General features: G+C 36.8%; 7 protein-coding genes and 3 pseudogenes. 8 read left to right on the plus strand and 2 right to left on the minus strand.

Going from position 1 to position 21412, the window contains the following annotated elements:
- A pseudogene (locus tag RDY04_RS00005) lies at positions 1–357 on the minus strand (transposase family protein); the annotation flags it as partial.
- A 335-nt stretch (positions 358–692) separates the two neighbouring features.
- On the opposite strand from RDY04_RS00005, the gene RDY04_RS09490 reads away from it, so the two are divergent.
- The 3 genes and pseudogenes from RDY04_RS09490 (at position 693) to tnpA (ending at position 9988) form a co-directional block, all read left to right on the plus strand.
- The gene (locus RDY04_RS09490) at positions 693–1004 is read left to right on the plus strand and encodes a YSIRK-type signal peptide-containing protein (protein ID WP_374110353.1); all 312 of its coding nucleotides are present in this window, start codon (positions 693–695) and stop codon (positions 1002–1004) included.
- A gap of 47 nt (positions 1005–1051) precedes the next feature.
- Entirely contained in the window at positions 1052–9232 is an 8181-nt protein-coding gene (locus tag RDY04_RS00010) for an Ig-like domain-containing protein (protein ID WP_374110354.1), read from the plus strand.
- Between the two features lie 285 nt (positions 9233–9517).
- A pseudogene (gene tnpA / locus RDY04_RS00015) lies at positions 9518–9988 on the plus strand (IS200/IS605 family transposase).
- A 164-nt stretch (positions 9989–10152) separates the two neighbouring features.
- Here the strand turns inward: tnpA and RDY04_RS09495 are convergent.
- A pseudogene (locus RDY04_RS09495) lies at positions 10153–10492 on the minus strand (transposase); the annotation flags it as partial.
- A 481-nt stretch (positions 10493–10973) separates the two neighbouring features.
- Between RDY04_RS09495 and RDY04_RS00025 the strand changes: the two are divergent.
- From RDY04_RS00025 to RDY04_RS00045, 5 genes are all read left to right on the plus strand, one after another.
- The gene (locus RDY04_RS00025; protein ID WP_303952528.1) at positions 10974–12326 is read left to right on the plus strand and encodes a dTDP-4-dehydrorhamnose 3,5-epimerase family protein; all 1353 of its coding nucleotides are present in this window, start codon (positions 10974–10976) and stop codon (positions 12324–12326) included.
- The gene (locus tag RDY04_RS00030) at positions 12313–13086 is read left to right on the plus strand and encodes an alpha-1,2-fucosyltransferase (RefSeq protein ID WP_303952530.1); all 774 of its coding nucleotides are present in this window, start codon (positions 12313–12315) and stop codon (positions 13084–13086) included. The genes RDY04_RS00025 and RDY04_RS00030 overlap by 14 nt, the downstream gene beginning before the upstream one ends.
- Positions 13087–13383: 297 nt before the next feature.
- Positions 13384–14970, plus strand: a complete 1587-nt coding sequence (locus RDY04_RS00035; RefSeq protein WP_303952531.1) for a glycosyltransferase family 52 — start codon at positions 13384–13386, stop codon at positions 14968–14970.
- A 3-nt stretch (positions 14971–14973) separates the two neighbouring features.
- Complete coding sequence (locus RDY04_RS00040) at positions 14974–16224, plus strand: glycosyltransferase (RefSeq protein WP_303952533.1); 1251 nt, start codon at positions 14974–14976, stop codon at positions 16222–16224.
- A gap of 102 nt (positions 16225–16326) precedes the next feature.
- Positions 16327–21219, plus strand: a complete 4893-nt coding sequence (locus RDY04_RS00045; protein WP_303952535.1) for an SIALI-17 repeat-containing surface protein — start codon at positions 16327–16329, stop codon at positions 21217–21219.
- Positions 21220–21412 lie beyond the last annotated feature (193 nt).

Raw genomic sequence — 21412 nt, forward strand, 5'->3', positions numbered from 1 at the left:
AACTGTAGTGGGTGACGAAAAGTTAAGAAGCTGATGTGCAATATCGGTCATAGAAGTCTTTTCAATTAACTTTTGAGCAATATTTTGATTGATGATACGAGGAATTTGGTGATTTTTCTTGATGAAAGATGTCTCAGCGACCACCATTTTCGAATGATAGTAGCACTTAAAACGATGCTTTTTCAGAAGAATTCTAGTAGGCATATCAGTCATTTCAAGGTAAGGAATCTTAGACTCTTTTTGAAAATACTATTTCTTCATTTGACTTTCGCAATCAGGACAAGATGGGGCGTCGTAGTCCAGTTAAACGATGATCTCCTTGTGTGTATCCTTCTTGATGATGTCTAGAATCTGGATATTAGAGTCTTAAATATCGAGTGGTTTTGTGATAAAGTGTAATTCTTTCTAATGAGTTGTTTTGTCGCTTTTATTTATAGACTTTATGGGACTTTTTGTGTACACTTAAAAAGCTCTATAATCTCTACGGTGGTTTTATCCACTACAGAAATTATAGATCCAAATAAATAGTCACTTTAATTGATTTAAGAAGATGAAAATGGTACTATTAATTTGACTGTCGAAAACATTTTTTTGATATAGATTATTTCTTATATTAATAAATTTATTTTTGTAAGAAGCTTTACTATCAATTAAATTGGAGCAGACAAAAAATGAGGAGGATTTCATTCTAAATGAACAATAAACAACAAGATTTTCGAACGGAGAAGTACATTCGTTACGGTATTCGTAAGTATAGCTTTGGTGCAGCATCAGTAGCGATTGCGGCTGGTTTGATGTTCCTTGGTAACGGTTCGGTATCAGCGACTGAAGTACAATCAGCTGAAACAGCTATCTCAGCGGTTGCTCCTAGTCAAGATGATAAGGAGAAGGAAAAAGCTGAAACAGTAGAAACTGCAAAATCAGAAACTGAAAAAACAGTAGAAACTGCAAAACCAGAAACTGAAAAAGCTGTAGAAACAAAATCAGAAACTGAAAAACTGTAGAAACTAAGAAAGTAAACAAAGCTATCCTTGAAGCAAGTATTGCTACTTTGGAGTCTAAACTTTCAACTGCTAAATACGCAGATGCTACAGTAGTAAACTCAGCTAAGGAAGTGTTGGCAACAGCTAAAGCAACTCTAGCTAAGGGAGATGCTAGCCAAGCAGATGTAGATGCACAAGCAGAAACTGTATCAGCATTGAGCACAGTTGTAACTGAGTCGAATACTGCTGGTTTCGATAAGAAACAAGCGGCTGAAGAAGAAGTAGCAAAAGCTGAAGCTGAAAAGAAAGCTACTCCAGCTGAAAAAGAACTTTCAGTAGCAAAAACAACTTTAACACAAGTATCATCAGAAGCTGAAGTAACTAACAAATTGGCTGAGACTGAACTAGCTAAGGCTGATGTCAAAGAAGAAAACAAGGCAGCAGTTACAGAAGCAGTCGCTAAAAACAAAGAAGTTCTTGCTAAATCTAAGACTCTTCTAGCTGATGAGAGTGTGACAAAAGAGCAAGTAGATGCTCAATTGGAACGCCTTAACGAGTCAATCCTTGCAGTTTACAATGAGTTAAAAAATGCAGGAATTGGCCGTGACGGGAAGTTTTCAGTTAACTTGGCAGATGCACAAACAACAGCACTTAAAGATGCAAGTACTGAAACAGGTCAAAAATGGTTAGAAGACCATGGATATTCTTCATTAAGAGATATTCCAATTCTAAACAAAGGTAAAGATGATAAAGCTATAAGTAACTTAGGGAAACAAATTCAATGGCTTGATTTCTCTGATACAGCAGCATGGACTAATTTAAAATCTAATGGTCAATTACAAGTAGGTTCTGTATTTACAAAACAACTAATACCTGGTTATATCGTTAAAATGACTGTTAAGGAGTTGAAACCATTCCACGCAACAGAAGTTTATAAAAATCGTGTGGCAGGAACTGCAAATGAAGATACTTATGATGCGGCTGCACAAAACGTATTTAAAGATGGACAAGCAAATGGTATCGGTGGATCTGCTCAAACAACATGGTCACACATTAAAAATGCTGGACTAGACTCAACTCCACATAAAACAACTATTGCAGGAACAGATGACAAAGCAAATCAAAAAGTAGGAACTATCGGTGGGGTTGTATTTACTGTAGAAGCTACATATAATGGTAAAGAAACAAAACCTGGTATCGTAATGACTACAGGGGAAGATATTGGAGAAAAAGAATCTGAGATTTATACAACAAATGGTACTCCATGGGATTTAGTTGCCATGGTAGGTAAGGAAGATGAAGTAAATCCATATGATCCAATTACTAAAAGTAGAATGGATAATGTTACAAGTCCACAATCATTCTCACAAGCAAGTGCTGGGTTACAAAAAGCATTAGCTAATAAATTATTTGCAACACCAGATGCTGCTACAGCAGGTCTTGGTTCACAAGTGTTCGGAGGGTATCAAGATAGTAATGGACAGCGTACACCACGTGCGACTCCAATTGTATCGACAGCAGGTGCAACAGAAGTAGGTATGTTCATGATTTCTGGTGGTGCCCAATCATCTATGATCGGTATTAAGTTATCTGATTTTGGAGATCTTCCAGCGTCATATGGTACTGCAGAACACTTTCTTAGAACTGAAACAGTGAACTATAAAACAAATGGAATTGAACAAATTCAACAACCATACTTAGGTAAAGTAAAAGCCGACCCTGAAGCGGTTAATGGAGAACGTGTTCGTGGTAAAGGTTCGGATGATGCAACTGATAATGCAGATGAGGGTGTTGATCAACTTATTGCACCTGATAATGTAGTAAATAATAAAGATACTGGTGAACCAGAAGTTCATTTAATTAAAGGTCCAGATAATACTTATAAAGTGAAAGTTATTGCTTCTGCTAATGGTAACGACAGATATACTGGAACTCTTGAAACTGCATATGTCCGTGGATTTATCGACTTTAATGGAAATGGTAAATTTGATAAAGGTGAAGAATCAACTATTGCAGAAGTAACAGGAAACGGTCAAGAAGTAGAGTTAACATTCTCAAATACTCAAATAATCGATACAAGTAAAGACGTTGCTAACTTCCGTGTTCGTATCGCTAAAGATAAAGACCAAATCGTAAATCCAACAGGAATTGCTTATTCAGGAGAAGTTGAAGATAACCAAATTCAAATTTCTCATCCACCACGTGGAGACTATGAAGAAACTACTGGTAAACAAGGTGAAAAACAAAATATCGGTATTGAATTTATTAACCGTGTAGAAGCTGATGCAGCTGAATTAGGTTCTAACAATGGTAAAACTACATTCAACGCGTATGGTAAAATTAATTACACTGAACAACGTAACTCAATTAGTTTAGCATCAACTAAGAAAGTTCAAACTGAAGGTGTTATGATCGTAGATCCTAATGGAAATCTAGTTAAATCATATACTAAAGCGGGTCAAGGTACTTATGAAGTAACTGACACTGGAATTACATTTACTCCAGAAGCTAACTTCGTAGGTAAAGCTGATGGTATCGTACTTCGTGCTGTAGATACTAATGGTCAATCAACTGGATGGACTGCATTAACAGATCAAAATAAACTTGCTAATGTTAATGATGGTACACATACAACTACTACAAAAACTATGGATGCAGTTTATGTACCAAACGTAACTCCAAAAGAAATCGTTGGAACACCTGAAACATCAACAGATATTCAAGGTAAAGAACAGAAGAAAACACCTAAATTCACAATTGATGTAGATAAAGATGGTAATGGTACAACACCAGACCCTGTAACACCAAGTGCACAGTACCCAGCTAAACTAGTAGATCCAAAAACTGGAGCTAAAGTTGACTCTGTAACAGTAGACGGAGAAGGAACTTACACAATCAACCCAACAACAGGTGAAGTAACATTCCAACCACTTCCAACATTCAAAGGAACTGCAACAGGTGTTGACGTAACATTAACAGCACCAGTAGGTCAAAATAAAGATGGACAAGATGTAACAGCTACAGCTACTACAAAATACACTCCAACAGTAACAGCTGTAGAACCAACAGCTAAACCAGCAGACTCTGCAGGAGTACAAGGTGAAACTCAAAAAGGAACACCAACATTCACAGCAGGAAATGCAGAAGTACCAATTAAAGAAAACTCTCACAAACTTCTAGATAAAGAAGGAAATGAAGTTCAACCTGGACAAACAACTCCAGCATACGCTGAAGACGGAGTAACTCCAGTAGGTACTTACTCAATCGATCCAGCAACAGGTGAAGTAACATTCACACCAACTGACAAAACTTACACTGGTAAAGTAACTCCAGCTAAAGTTCAAGCAGAAGACAAAAACGGAACGAAAGTAAACACTACTTACACTCCACACATCGTAGGTGTCACACCAACGGCTACACCAGCGGAATCTTCAGGTATCCAAGGTGAAGTTCAAGAAGGAACTGTGTCATTTGCACCTGGTGATACAACAATCGAAGGTGTTAAAAAATCAGTACCAATCAAAGCTAACTCAGCGGTTCTTCTTGATAAACAAGGTAACCCAGTAGCGGCAGGTACTCCAGTAGATGCTTTAGATCCAGAAGGAAACAAAGTAGGGGAATACACAATTGACCCAGCTACTAACAAAGTAACATTCACACCAACTAACAAAGCTTACAAAGGTAAAGTACAACCAGCTAACGTTCAAGCAGAAGATGAAAACGGAACTAAAGTTAAAACAACTTACACTCCAACAATCGTAGGTGTAACACCAACTGCAGAACCAGCTGAAACAACAGACGTACAAGGTGTTGAACAATCTAAAGAAGTAACATTCAAACCTGGTAAAGCAACAATCAACGGTGTTGAAAAAGAAGTGCCAATTGACACTACTTCATACAAATTATTAGATGAAAATGGACAACCAGCTACATCAGTACCAGCTAAAAACCCAGCAGGAGATGTTATCGGTACATACACACTTAAAGTAGTAGACGGTAAAGCAACTGCGGTATTTACACCAACTGATAAGACATATGCAGGTGAAGTACAACCAGTTACTATCCAAGCTAAAGATACAAATGGAACTCCAGTAACTACAACTTACACTCCAAACATCATACCAGTAGAACCAACAGGAAAACCTGTAACATCTGAAGGTGCTCAAGGACAACCACAAGAAGGAACTCCAACATTCACTCAAGGTGACGCTAAAGTTCCTATGAAGATCGATGCTACTCAACCAGCTAAATTAATCGATCCAGCTACTGGACAACCAACTGACGCAACAACAATCCCAGCGAAAGACGCTAACGGAAAAGAAGTTGGAACATACACAATCGATCCAACAACAGGTAAAGTAACATTCACACCAAACAAAGACTTCGTAGGTACTCCAGTACCAGCAACAGTTCAAGCGAAAGATGCGAATGGAACTCCAACAACAGCTACTTACACTCCGACTGTTAAACCAGTTACTCCAGTAGGTGTTAATACATTTACTGAAGATATTCAAGGTGCACCACAAAGCGGTAAACCAGAATTCAAACCTGGTAAAACTACAATCAACGGTGAAGAAGTAGAAGTACCAATGGATGATAAAGTACCAGCAACGTTTGAAGATGGAACGACTACTAAGACAATTCCAGGAGAAGGAACGTACACAGTCGATCCTGATGGAACAGTACACTTCACTCCAGACCCACAATTCAAAGGTAAAGGAACAACAATGACAGTTGTTCGTAAAGACCAAAACGGAACTCCAGTAACTGCAGAATACACAGCAGTTGTACACCCAGCATCTCCAGAAGGAACAGAAGTTGAAACTGCAGGTGTTCAAGGTAAAGTACAAAGTGGTAAACCAAACTTCATCGGTGGTAAAGTAACAATTGGCGGAGTTGAAAAAACTGTAGATATCGATGAAGCTGTACCAGCGAAACTAATTGATCCTAAGACAGGTCAAGAAGTAACAACTGTAACAATTCCAGGAGAAGGAACTTACACAGTTGCTGAAGATGGAACTGTAACATTCACTCCAGACCCACAATTCAAAGGTAAAGGTACTGAATTAACAGTTAAACGTGTTGATAAAAATGGTACTCCAGCACTTGGTAAATACTCAGCAGTAGTAATCGGTGTTAAACCAACTGCAGAACCATCAGTAACTTCAGACATTCAAGGTCAAACTCAAAGCCAACCAGTTAAATTCAAAGGTGGGGTAGTTGAAGTTGAAGACCCAATGACTAAAGTTAAGACTGAAGAAGTTGTAGCAATCGATCCAACAACTTACACATTATTAGATGAAAACGGACAACCAGTTGATAAAGTACCAGCTAAAGATCCAAAAGGTAATGTAATCGGTGAATACACTCTTGTTAAAGAAGATGGTAAAGATCCAGTTGCAGTATTCACTCCAACGGACAAATCTTACACAGGAGAAGTTCAACCAGTAACAGTTCAAGCGAAAGATACAAATGGAATAGCTGTAACAACAACTTACACTCCAAATATCACGCCTGTTAAACCAACTGCGAAATCAGCTACTTCTGAAGGTGCACAAGGTCAAGAGCAAAGTGGAACTCCAACATTCACTGAAGGACACGAAAAAGCTCCAATCGATCCAACTGTACCAGCTAAATTAATCGATCCAGAAACTGGTGAACCAACTGATGAAACTTCAGTAACAGTACCAGGAGAAGGAACTTACACAATCAATCCAGAAACTGGCGAAGTAACATTCAAACCAGAACCAAACTTCACAGGTAAAGCTGAAGGTGTTGAAGTTCAACGTAAAGATACAAACGGAACTCCAGCAACAGCTAAATACACACCAACAGTTAAACCAGTAACACCAACATCAGATGACGTAGTATCTGAAGATATTCAAGGTGCTAAACAAACTGGAACGCCAGTATTCACACCAGGTAAAACAACAGTTAACGGTAAAGAAGTAACTGTAGAAATCGACGAAACAGTTAAACCAACATTAGAAGGTGCTGATGAAGAAGGTAAAGTGGTAGTACCAGGAGAAGGAACTTACACAATCGATGAAAATGGTGCAGTAACATTCACTCCAGACCCACAATTCACTGGTAAAGCTAGCGGTGTAACAGTTAAACGTGTTGACAAAAACGGTACAGAAGTAGCAGCTAAATACACACCAACAGTTAAACCAGTAACACCAACATCAGATGATGAAGTAACTACTGATGTACAAGGTGCAACTCAAAAAGGTAAACCAGCCTTTGAAGCAGGTAAAACAACAGTTAACGGTGTAGAAAAAACTGTAGAATTATCTGATAAACCAGCTAAACTAGTAGATCCGAAAACAGGAGATCCAGTTGATTCTGTAACTATCGAAGGAGAAGGAACTTACACAGTTGCTCCAGATGGAACTGTAACATTTACTCCAAATAAAGATTTCACTGGTCAAGCGACAGGTGTAACGGTTAAACGTGAAGATAAAAACGGAACACCAGTAACAGCTAAGTACACTCCAGTAGTATTACCAGTAACTCCAACAGGTAAAGACGTAACATCAATCGGTGAAAAAGGACAACCTCAATCAGAAACACCAGTATTCACAGCTGGAACTACTAAAGTAAACGGTAAAACTGTAACAGTGCCAATCGATGAAACAGTAGCTCCAACATTCGAAGATGGAACAACTACTAAAGAAGTACCAGGAGAAGGAACTTACACAGTCGATAAGAACGGTAAAGTAACATTTACTCCAGAACCAGACTTCGTAGGAACAGCTAAAGGTGTAACAGTTAAACGTGTTGACGAAAACGGAACACCAGTAACAGCTAAATACACACCAACAGTATTAGGTAAAACATCTACAGAAAACGTAGTTTCTGAAGGTGCTAAGAACCAACCACAATCTAATACTCCAGTATTCAAAGGTGATGTAGACACAACAGTAGCTCCAACATTCGCGGATGGAACAACTACTAAAGAAGTACCAGGAGAAGGAACTTACACTATCGATAAAGATGGTAAAGTAACATTTACTCCAGAAAAAGACTTCGTAGGAACTGCTACTCCAGTAGAAGTTGTACGTAAAGATAAGAACGGTAAGACAATCAAAGCTTCTTACACACCAACAGTTCGTCCTGACACAGTATTTGTTGATAAGAATGGTAAAGAGTTAGTTCCATCTAAAGATGGTAAGAACCCATCAGAAACTATTCCAGGATACAAGCTTGTTAAGACCGAAACTGATGAAAAGGGTAATACTAAACACATCTACGAACCAGTAACAACTAAACACGTAGATAAGAATGGTAACCTAATCCCAGGAACAACAACAGAAGAAGGAACAAAAGATCCTAAGAACATTCCAGGATACAAAGTAGTAGATACTAAGAAACTTCCAAATGGAGATACAGAATATGTATACGAAAAAGTAACGACATCATTCGTAGATTCACAAGGACGCACAATCCCAGGAACTTCAACAGAAGAGGGTACAACACCTAAGAAAGATATCCCAGGATACAAATTCGTAGAAACTAAGACTCTAGATAATGGAGACACAGAACACGTTTACGAACCAGTAACTACAAAACACTTAGATAAAAACGGTAACCCAATTCCAGGAACAGAAACAGAAGAAGGAACAACTTCAGCTAAAACTCCAAAAGAGGTTCCAGGATACAAACTAGTAGATACTAAGAAACTTCCAAACGGAGACACAGAATACATCTACGAAAAAGTAACAACAGTGTTTAAAGACAAAGATGGAAATGTCATCCCAGGAACAACTACTGAAGAAGGTACAACTCCTAAGAAAGATATTCCAGGTTACCGCTTCGTAGAAACTAAGACTCTTCCAAATGGCGATGTAGAGCACGTATATGAGAAAGTTTCAACACCAGCTCCAACACCTTCACCTGTTCCTCAACCAACTCCAGGTAAGCAAAATACAACTACTTGGACTGATGAAAATGGAAATCCATTGAAACCAACTGAGTCAGGTTCTAAAGAACCGGGAACGGTTTCAGGTTACGAATATGTGAAGACTGTGACTGATCCAAATGGAAATATCAGACATATCTTCAAGAAAGTTGAGATGCCAACTCCAAGACCAGTTGAATCAAGTCAACCAGCAACACCAAAATATGTTGAAGGTCAAAAAGAGTTGCCAAATACAGGTACAGAAGACAATGCTAGCCTAGCAGCACTTGGACTTCTCGGAGTATTGAGTGGATTTGGTCTTGTAGCTCGTAAGAAGAAAGAAGACTAATCTTTCTAATTGATACGATTTGTTTGCAATGAACATATCTTCCTTAAAACTGATGAATCGAATGATTCATCAGTTTTTTTGGTTTCTATGTCAACTGTAGTGGATTGAAGAAAAGCTAGGATTTCGAAAGGACGAAATTCTTCCTTTCTTTTTGTATCACGAAAACCACTAGCTATGCTAGTGGTTCCGAAAAGCTTTTAGCGATATATCAAAAAAGTCCCCCTAAAGTGTTTTATTAGATAAGGTTTCCCGACCACTAATTAATATACAAAAGGAGGACCCCTGATGAGACAGAATAATAGTTTAGCACATACTACATGGAATTCTATGTATCATATTGTTTTCGCACCCAAATATTGACGTCAGATAATTTATGGGAAATACAAAGCAAGTATTGGTCAAATCTTACGTTTATTATGTGAAAGAAAAGGTGTTTAAATACATTAAGCAGATGTTTTCTAAAATCATATTCACATGTTGGTGAGTATACCACTTAAATTAGCTATTTCTTCATTTATTGGATATTTAAGGGGTGAGAGTAGCTTAATGGTATTTGACCGACACGCTAATTTAAAGTATAAATATGGGGATCGCAAATTTTGGTGTCGAGGCTTTTATGTTGATACGGTTGGGCGAAATCAGAAGCGAATTGAAGAATATATTCGTAATCAATTACAAGAAGACGTGATAGCAGATCAGCTAAGTCTATTTGAGGAGTATGATCCGTTTACAGGTGAGAAGAATAAAAGAAAGTAATCTTAAAGAGACCCGCTAGACGGGTCAGCTAGTAAAGGTGGTGCTGAAGGGAAACCATTCGGTAGACCTATAGACATCGGCCGGTAGCAGAGGCCTAAAGCCGAAGAGCAAGCCACCCGTTCTGATATGATACCTCTTAAGTAGACAAGGTAAATACCTAAAATCTACTTAAGAGGTATTTTGATGTTTAGAGAGGTGACAATCTGTTTTTTGAGGTTTTCAAAGTTCCGAAAACCAAAGGCATTGTGTTTAATAAAGTTTGATGAGATTATTTGTTACTTCTAATTTTGCATTAGAATAGGGTAACTGAAGGGTGTTGACAATTGTTTCTGCCTTTGAGAAAGGCTTTAAAGACAGTCTAAACAAGCGGATGAAGCTGCTATAGATTGTCCTTAAAGAGTCCTAAAAATTGTCAGACTCTTAATTCTGAAAGTGGCAAAGCAAAAGTTGATAGAGATAATAGTGGTGTTTCAAGTCTTCTGAATAGATCAAAATCTTGATCAATGAAACTCATCTTCATCTCTCAATTTAAACAGTCACTTCCCTGACTGTCTAAACGTCCCAGGACATAATCTTAGGAAGACGAGAACAATCATGCTTAAAGTTGAAGTCATTGCGCTTGAGAATGTGAAATGGCTAGTTGATGAGCAATGTCTGGCGTAGAAGTCTTTTCAATCAGCTTCTGAGCAATCATTATGATTTTTTCTAATGAGTTGTTTTGTCGCTTTTCATTATAGATATTATGGGACTTTTTTCTACAAGCAAATAGCTTCATAATATCTATAAGTTTTTATCCATTACAAATATCATAGCTCCGTTTTTCTTTTGTGCTAATAAAAATGTTTTTTGTAGATATGGATGTTTAAAAAGAATTAACTTCATCTGGTTAGAGATCTCATATAGTGTTATAATTTAAGAAACATAATGATCTTACTTTAGTTTGGCTGAGTTAATGGTTTTTTGTATAAATGATGGAGGGGAAAAGATGGATATAGATAGAACTATTTCAGTACGGATTCAAGGTTTATTGGTTTTTGAAAGCCCTCTTCATCATGATGAGCGTGGCTATTTTTTAGAGAATTGGCGAAAAAAAGATTTAGTTGCAAATGGAGTACCAGATTCATTCTTTCACCACAAACTTCAGAATAATGTGTCTGTCTCAAATCAGGGAGTTATCAGAGGGATGCATTGTCAGGGCTATGAAAAATTTATGACAGTAGCCTATGGTACCTTCAAAATGATTTTTATCGATTTACGGATAGATTCTCCAACTTACAAATCTGTGGATGTGATAGATGTCAAACCTGGTAGGGCTGTTTTTGTTCCTGGTGGAGTAGCTAATGGAGCACAGTCGCTAGTTAACAATGGGATATTGAATTACCTGGTTACTGATTATTATGATCCACACAAAAACTATCTAGGAATGACACCCCTAGACAAGGACGCTAATTTGTCGTGGAATTCTCTTTTAAAACCAATCATTTCTGAAAAAGACCAAGCTTCTAAAACTTTCAAGGAAGTTCTTGAACTAATTGAATCAAGCAAGAAGAAAGTTGCCTTAATCGGCTCGACGGGTGCAGTTGGAAAAGTTTTATGTGATAAATTAAGGAAGCTATCTGATATTGATTTAAGTTGTTTCAATAGAAATAATGTTGAAGAAGCTTTGAAAGATGTTTATGATGTGGTTATTTGTACTGCTCCGTCATCAGAAAAATTATTAACTAATTTAGGTTTGAAAAACGATGACTCGGAAATAGAGGAATTATTAAATGTCCTAAAAAACATTCAGACAAATCATATGATTTTAGTGTCTACTAAATCTGTATTTGAAAGTGGTACCAGATATAGCACTATTCATCAAAAGATTTATAATAGCGTGATTGAAAATCATCAAAATAAGAACACTATTTATATTATGGACACCTTATATGGAAAAACACTGAAAAAGGGCTTTATCAACGATTTACTTTCTAGACAATGGACTTATATTTCAAATGATATTGTTTTGGATAATCCTGAGTTAGAAAAATATTATAAAAAAGTAAATAACCAGTTGTGGGTTTTAGTAGAGCCTCTTACAGATGAATTGTTGAGGGCTTTAGAACCAATTTCTGATATTTATCCTGATGAGATGTGCTATCAAGTAACAGCAATAAATGATTTAGTTGGTCATCTGGTGGCGAATTTAAATAGAATCGATGGAGTGAAACTGGGTATTAATCAGTCTGAAATTTTTACAGGTAAACAAATCAAGGATTTATTAAAAACACCAGACAATTCTACTTTAGGGCAATACTTTAAAAAGCAAAAAGGAGATTTTAATCTTGAAAATTTATGAAAATAATAGAGGTTTTCAACTAGGAAATTTGCTTTATCTTCTACTACAGGCTCACAGAGATCGAATGATGGGTTATGAGGAAAGTTATGTCTTACGAACAGGATATTTTCAGTTTGCCCAGACCTTTTTTCCAAAAACTACTGTCTTATTTTCAAAAGCAAATGGTATTGAATTAGAAGATTTTGGTTATTTTCAAGAGGCAGGTGTTGACTATTCTTCAGAAGAATTGGACTCTTTTTGTAGAGAATATTTGATTGAACCAGTAGTAGCAGCTTCCGCTCGATTTGAAGAGAAAAATGTGACAATTGCCATTAGAAGAACGGATTTTCTCAATGAACGAAATAGAAAAAATTACGGCTATAACTCTCAGTTGTATATCGGTTCTTGTTTAGACAAGATAGCAGACATTGAAGGGGCTGATTTTCAACATTTGACCATCCGAATTACTTCAGACGATGTTGACTGGTGTCAGAAAGAATTAGTACCTTTTCTACAGTCTCAGTATCATTTTGAAAACCCGATTATAGTTGAGGAGCAGGATATTCAAGATAACTTTTTACAATTATATAGCTGCAACAAGTATTTTATTTGTCCCAATTCGACCTATTGTTACTGGGTAGGCTATATTTTAAGATTAACAAAACCTTTTGTAACAGTGTTTGTTCCGGATTTTAATACTCTACTTGAACAAAATGGAAAACAAATTGCGGATACAAGAGAATGGGAAGTTGTAAGTGTTGATCGTACTGGCTTTGAGTAACATGTGTTAAATAAGCGAACGAATATTGAACTTCTACAAAAAATTTTGCCACAGTTAGGAAAATCTCAGTAGGATTTTAAGTATATAGCAGATAGACCAGGACACGATCTTCGTTATGGAATAGACGCTAGTAAGTTATATACTGAGCTAGGTTTTACACCTCTCTACGTGGATTTTGATAAGGGAGTAAAAAAGTTATTCATTGGTATCAAGAACATGAAGATTGGTGGCAAGAGATGATTACGCAAAAGTAAGATGCTAAGTAAGAGTTTGTAAGAATATTATGAGGAGCTAAATGTGGAGAATATAATTTTTTGTTCATCTCCCTTCCAGGTCTTGGTTGCTAGAGAGATTATTCGGACTGTTTCAGCAGACTTTATCGGGATTTATCTAAAGATGTCAAATGATGCGAGACAGAATTACTATGCTGAACGGATGGAGGAATTTTGTAAGGAAGTCCTTGTTTTAGAAGGAAAGACAGTCTTCAATGATATTCAGGAGGTTTTGAAAGACAAGTCAATTCGCAATCTCTATTTAGCCAGCTTGGACAATCCTGTAGCTCTTAGTATCTTCAATCCAAGTACAATGAATTTGTACACCTTTGATGATGGTAGTACTTCCATTGTACCTCTTAATCTCTATACACAAAATCTTGAGAGGGGCATTCCGTATACAAACTTTACCTTAAGAGAGGTTATGTCTTTGTCAAATAGACATTATACGGTATTTGAGGACTGCCTTCTTTTCCCAAAGGAGAAGCAAGTTTTTCTAAGGCTTCATCTTGAACCAAGTCATTTTCATAGGGCTAAAAATGGTAAGAAAATAAGCGTTTTTCTGGGGCAATTTCTAGGCTCTCTCCTTTATCAGGAAGATTTGGAACTTACTCAAAAATTGACTGCTAAAGTTTTAGATGAACAGAAGATTGATTACTACTATCCCCATCCTAGAGTACCTTTGAATCCTTATCAAGATAAATTAAAAGAAACTAGATTTTGCTTTGAAGAAGAAATTTATCTTTTGTTAGAAGAATATGAGTTTGTTGAGGTACATGGTTTTTACTCAACTTCGCTTTTGTTGGTCAAAAATATAGAGGGCGTGTCAGTTCAGGGGTATCGGACTTTTTTAACAACTCATGAATCAAATGTTTTTGCAAAACGAGGTGTGCCCTATCAAAATGTGTCCCAATCGGACACACCTGTTGATATTGTCATGCCTGTCTATAATGGCGCTGAAACCATTAGCCAAACGATTGACTCTGTTTTAAATCAGACCCACCAATCTTTTCGACTGCTAATTGTGGATGATGGTTCAACAGATAATACAGAGGAAGTTTGTAAGCCATATCTAGTAGACAAACGAGTACAGTATATCAGGGAAGGCCATAAAGGTATTTCAGAAACGTTAAATCGTGGAGTTAGTTTGTCTCAAACGGCTTATGTAGCCAGACAAGATGCAGATGATGTATGGATGCCTTGGCATCTTGATTTTCTCTTGCAGGAGTTAGAGAAAAATCCTCAATTAGACCTTATCGGGGCTAGAGTTGTCGCAGAAGAAGATGCCGTAACAGATAAAATTAAACGGAATCAATCTCATCATTTATCAGGAGAAAAATTGTGGTTAGAGCTTGCTTATCAAAATGTATTTAACCATTCAACTGTTATCTTTAAACGCTCTGCCTATGATGAAGCAGGAGGTTATGATGCTAAGTGTGATGGGTTTGAAGATTGGCATTTGTGGTCTCGCATGGTCACAAAGGATAATGCTTTAGTATTGAATGTTATGACAACTTACTATCGCTTATCGGAGCGTTATAAACGACAGATGGTTTTCCGAGCAAGACTAGCAAGAAGTCGTGGATTAAGATTGGAAGATGTATTGGACTAAACTATGGTGAAAGTATTTACAATAAAGGAAGGCGTTCCTGTAAGCACTTATGGCTTTGAAAGAAGTCAATTGGCACGTCAAGAAATTTTTAAAAGTCTATCCCTAGAACAGAAACTCGTTATAACAAATCTGGATAATTTTGTACCGAATTTTGTAGAAACCTTAGAAAAACTTGGTTTTGAAAACTTCTATCATGTTATTTTTGACCAGTCAGATCTGGCTAGACAAAAGCCGAGTGTAGACAAAAAATTTATTCAAGAACTAGATCATGTCAGTGAAGTCGAGTACACAAAAGAGGGATATGTAGGTCTCGTTCATTATCAAAATGGGGATGTAGAATGCTATACCTCTCAATTACTGTATCGTTTCCAATATCAAGAAAATCTCTTTACTCTTTTTGACAGTAAAGGGGAGTTGCTGAAGGGTGATGTGAGTGAAAATTACCATTCTTACCAAAATCTAAGAAGTGGGGAAACCTACACTCAATGGCAGCTGGTTAGTCTCTATCTAGCGAACAAGTCTACAGTGGAAGATTGCTTTATCATTGATATGGTCAATGAATATCCTCTTCAATTGAGAAAGTTTTTCCAAAATACGGGAAGAAAGCTATTTGCTTATACCCATTACAATATCTTAGATCCGATGATGAAGTTTGTCTTACAAGGGTGGTGTCAAAATATCGTTGCAAGTCCAGTTTTGGAACAACTAATAGGGAAAGATAAGGTTCGCTTTTTACCTCCAATGTTTGTGGATGGCGTTTTGGAAAAAGAATATGCAAGAGTTACCGATTGGTGTATCGTTGGCAATATGACGATGATCAAACGGTGTGCCTGGGCGATTGAGGCTTTTCGACAAGTGTCAGATAGTCAGTTGACGATTTATGGCAATTTGCCAGATGGTTATAGCCAGAAAGACTTGCCGTCAAATGTCCACTATGCAGGCTTTCTAGAAGAGGTTCCTTATGAGAAGCACCAAGGCTATCTCTCTTGTTCTATGAGTGAATGCTTTGCCAATGCGGCCGTGGAAGCATCTGCTAAGGGCTTGGTCTGTCTCTTGTCTGATACAGATTTAGCTCATAGGTACTATAAGAGCCAATCCAAAGGAGTCACAACATTTGGTGATATTGGAGAGTTAATCTTGTGGCTTAATACTTATCACAAAGAAGGCCGTTACGCATCTGCAACCTTTGCTAAGGCTTATCAAAAAAAAGAAACAATTAAAGTGTATAAGGATGTATTATCCTTAGAACAATGATATAATTGAAGGTATAGAACAGTCCTAGTTTTATAGTTCTTATCGCAAATTTTATAGATTCAAAATATAAACAACAAAGAAGTTTTAGGAAGGTAATGTTTTATGTTTCATACTGATCGACAAGAGAAATTTTCACTTCGTAAGTACAAGGATGGTCGAACTGATTCTAAGTTAATTGGGGCAACGATTTTGGCAGCAGGTATTTTATCAATGGCAGGTATCAATACTGTGTCAGCTGATGTTGTGTCTAATGGTACAAATGAACCTACAGTAGTGACCGACACATCTAAAGTTGAATCTGCAAAGGCTACAACTTTTACAGATGATAAAGATACATCTAAAACTTTCAAAGTTGATGCAGTTTTAGATGGAGGAGCAACTGAGCCAACAAAAGCTAATATCAACACTGGTGATAAAGACGGTGATGACACAGTGAACTTCAAATCAGAAGCAACTGTAAATTACAAACTGGATTCTGATAAGTCATTACTAAAAACAGAAACAGTAGAAGCTGGAAAAGGTACGGTTACAACACCTTATGATAAAAAAGGTCTTGCTTATGACACAGATGGTAAAGACTACCGTGAATCAACAGTGGCTAAAACTGGAGATGCTATTAGTGAAGCTACTGGGAAAAAAGATACAGTAGAAGCGAATAATAAAGTTTATGAATATGTACGTTCAGAAGTTGAAGGTACTGACAAACCAACTTATGACAAAACACATTTCAATGATATCGAAGCTCCAGTATCTCCAGAAGGAATGCACAATAAACTAGGAGAAATCGACTATACAAAAACAACAGGTAAAGTTTATCTAGTAGAAGAAACAGCCGATGGACAATATGGTAAATTCGTAGAAGCGAGTGGGGTAACTAGTGATGAAGATGCAGTAACAAAATGGAAGGCTGGTCAAGCTACAGCTAAAGATTTCACTAAAGCTAATGTAACACTTCAAGAAGGAGATACAGTCCTTGTCCTTGATAAAGATACGTATGCGATCACAGATGCTGTAGAAAGAAAAAGTAAAAAAACAGGAACACCTGTCACTTATGTTGCCGTAAAAGAAAATATTTATGACGGAACTTCTACTGATATTTGGGGTATGACCTATGCAATTCTTAGAGAGAATTATACAGCTATTAAAGATATAGGGGATGATAACGTCTTTGGTACTGCTGATGATAATGAAAGAAATGCAACTTCGAATGGTACGCAAACAAGAAAATCAATGGATGTTTTCGATGTGTCAGGAAGAGAGGATAAATATTCTAAATATCTTCAAAAAACACCAGATTTAAACACGTCAAATGCTTCAGTGAAAGATATATTGAAAGATGTTTTTGCAACTGGATATCGACTTGTTGATTTCTTTACTAGTAATGCGTCAAAACCTACGGATATTGAAGCAATTAATAGCGTCAAAACTAATTTAGATAACAAAGTAGACGAACTCGTTAATTATATGAAAGAAAATAATATTCGAGTTGGTTTATCTAATAATAAAGTTGGGTTCTATGTAAATGACGCTTCAGCTGACAATGACTCATCTAAACTAGATCAATTTGAAACAAAAGTTAGAGAAGTAAGTACGGTTTTAGATGCTTTACCTATTATTGATAAAGTAAAAACTTCTGGTGTTGCTTCAAAAGAAGAAGCTCAAAAATACGGAGCAGTTGACGGTGATTTGTTTCCTGTTTCTAAAGATGTTATTGAAACTTATGAATTTACAACTGTAGGTGGTTTAGTAGTAACAACAAATACTAAGTATGATAGAAATGATGGACATGATGTCATTTGGAATAAATACCCGGTAAATACAGAAGAAAAAATTAATATTTCGAATGTGACAACTAATGGAACATGGGGTGTTACAGTATCAGATGATAAATCACAAGCTACGTTGACTAAATCTAAACGTGAAGTAAATGAATGGGAAGCTTCTGATGAAACAACAACGGATACTGCTACAGTAACTAAAAAAGAAATCATCACGCCAATCCGTGCTTACAAAGTAATGGGTGAAGAAAAACCAGTTGTAACCCATTACTACAACTTAAAAATCACAAAAGAAGAAGCTGGTACTGCAACAGCTACTAAACAAGGTAGCGTCGTTATTAAGTACGTCACAACTGATGGAAAACAATTAAAATCAGAAACTGATAAAGACAACGTAACACTTGAAACAAAAACTATCGTAAGCTTGTATTCAGGAGAAACAAAAGTTGATGAACGTACAGATATCGCGACTGTAGAACAAAACTATGATACAACTCCAAAACAATATCCAACATTAGTAGATACTGATACTGGATTTACATATGAGTATGTAGGTCTAAAACAAGGTTCTCCAGCAGCTAGTGGTAAAGTAGTAGAAGGAACAACAGAAGTTGTTTATGAATACCGTCTAGTAAGTGAAGAAGAGAAAACACCGTCTAAATCAGAAGTGACGAAAACAGGTTCTGTTGATGTGAAACACGTTGTGATCAACGAAGATGGAACGTTAAAAACATTAAAAGAAACAGAAGTAGTGAAGAACAATGTTCCTCTAGAGTATGAAGATACGTACGTAACTTACTCAAAAGGTGTAAAAGTATCTGAACGTAAAGAAAAACGTACCGTTACAGAAAAATACGACACTACTGATAAACAATACCCAACTCTAAAAGACGAAGCTACAGGTTTAGTTTATAAATATGTAGGGCAAACATCTGATTCAGCTCCAGCAACAGGTGACGTAACTGAAGGTGAAAAACACGTTATCTACAGCTATACTCTGGATAAACAAGAGGAAACAACACCGTCCAAAGTAGTTGAAACAAAAGGTTCAGTAGTTGTTAAGTACGTTGATGCTGACGGTAATGAAATCAAAGACGCAGAAAATGTAATAACAGATGCGGTTGTCAAAACAACGAAAACATACGCTACAAAATCAGGTGATGTTGTTTTATCAACACGTGATGAAGTAACGGAAAATGATGTAAACTATAATGCTGCTGAGAAGAAAGTTGATACAATCACTAAAGATGGTAAGAAATATGCCTTCCGTGGTGTGTATGCAGTTTCGGACAAATTCAACAATACAATTGAAGAAACAGGTAAGGTCAAAGAAGGAACTACAACAGTTGTTTACCAATACGACTACGTTATCCCAGTAGATCCAACTAAACCTAACGAAGGAGAACAAAATCCTCCAAAACCAGAGGATAAAATCCCTAACGATCCAAAAGGTCGTACATACAAAGATTTAGGTCTCTTAACAGAAGTTAAACGTAACATCACTTATGTATACGAAAATGGACCAAAGGCAGGGCAAGAAGCAAGTGCACCAGTTGAACAAAAAGCACGCTTTACAAGAACTGCTGAAATCAACTCTAGAACTGGTGAAGTGACGTACACAAGTGACTGGACTAAAGAGCAAACACTTGCCGAAGTAGTATCACCGAAAATCGATAAATATGTAGTTGATAAAGAGAAAGTAGCTGAATTACCAGTAACACATGAATCTACAGACAGTAGTGAAGTTGTTAAATATCGTGAAAATCCTGAAATTATCGAACATGATGCAGCGAAAGACAAAAAAGGGTCTGTAGTTGTTAAGTATGTTGATGGTCAAGGAAATGAAATCGATACAGCAGTTACGGTTAAAGATAATGTAGTAGTAGAAAAAGCTACAACAAAAGTCTACGCTGATCGTGAAGAAACTACTTATACAGCGACAAATGAAGAATACAGCACTGTAGCAAGTCGTAAAGATGTTATCGAAGTTAGTGGTAAGAAATATAAATACAGTGGTGTATACGAAGTTTCTGATAAATACAACAACGTACTAGAAGAAACAGGTAAGGTGAAAGAAGGAACTACGACGGTAGTATATCAATACGACTACTTAATTCCAGTAGATCCAACTAAACCTAACGATGGTGATCAAAATCCTCCAAAACCAGAAGATAAAATCCCTAACGATCCAAAAGGTCGTACCTACAAAGACCTAGGTCTACTAACAGAAGTGAAACGTAACATTACTTATGTTTATGAAAATGGACCAAAAGCAGGGCAAGAAGCAAGTGCACCAGTTGAACAAAAAGCACGCTTTACAAGAACTGCTGAAATCAACTCTAGAACTGGTGAAGTGACGTACACAAGTGACTGGACTCCAGAACAAAAACTTGCCGAAGTAGTATCACCAGAAATAAAAGACTACACTGTAGACAAAGCTAAAGTAGATGAGTTAGCCGTAACACATGAATCAAAAGATTCAGCGGTTGTTGTTAAGTATTCTCAAGTTTCTTCAGTAAGCGAACGTGATTACGCAAAAGATAAAAAAGGAACAGTTATCGTTAAATTTGTAGATATTAATGAAAACTTCCTTGCGGATGATGTAATTGCTAAGAACAATGTCATTGTAGCTGAAGCAACAACTACAATTACTGGTGATAAAGAAGAAACGACTTACAAAGCTACTGGAGAAGAGTATGCTGTTACACCACCAGAAACGATTGAAGTGGATGGAGTGACATTTAGATTAAAACGTGTTCTTCCAGCAGGAGATAAGTTTAAAAATACTGTGGAAGAAAAAGGATTGGTTAAAGAAGGTGTTACCACTATTGTTTACCAATATGTAATGCAAATTGATGCTCCAAAAGTGGAAGTCCCAGAATTTGATGGTGGAGTAGTTCCGTTGGATCCGCCAACTGTGGAAAAACCAGAACTTAAGATTCCAGAACAACCAACTCCTAAACCAGAGCCTAAGCCGGAACCAAAACCAGAAACTCCACAACCTGTAACACCTACAGATAATGGAGATAACAACGGAAATAATAATGGAACTCCAACAACTCCAGCTCAACCAGCAGCTTCTACACCTCAATATATGGATGGCCAACGTGAACTTCCAAATACAGGTACAGAAGACAATGCTAGCCTAGCAGCACTTGGACTTCTCGGAGTATTGAGTGGATTTGGTCTTGTAGCTCGTAAGAAGAAAGAAGACTAATCTTTCTAATTGATACGATTTGTTTGCAATGAACATATCTTCCTTAAAACTGATGAATCGAATGATTCATCAGTTTTTTTGGTTTCTATGGGCTCTTTGTCAACTGTAGTGGGTTGAAGAAAAGCTAAGTTTTCGAAAGGAGGAAGTCCGCCCTTTTTTGAATTTTTATGCAATATATATATATATATATTGC

Source organism: uncultured Streptococcus sp. (assembly GCF_902463925.1).
Classification (GTDB): domain Bacteria; phylum Bacillota; class Bacilli; order Lactobacillales; family Streptococcaceae; genus Streptococcus.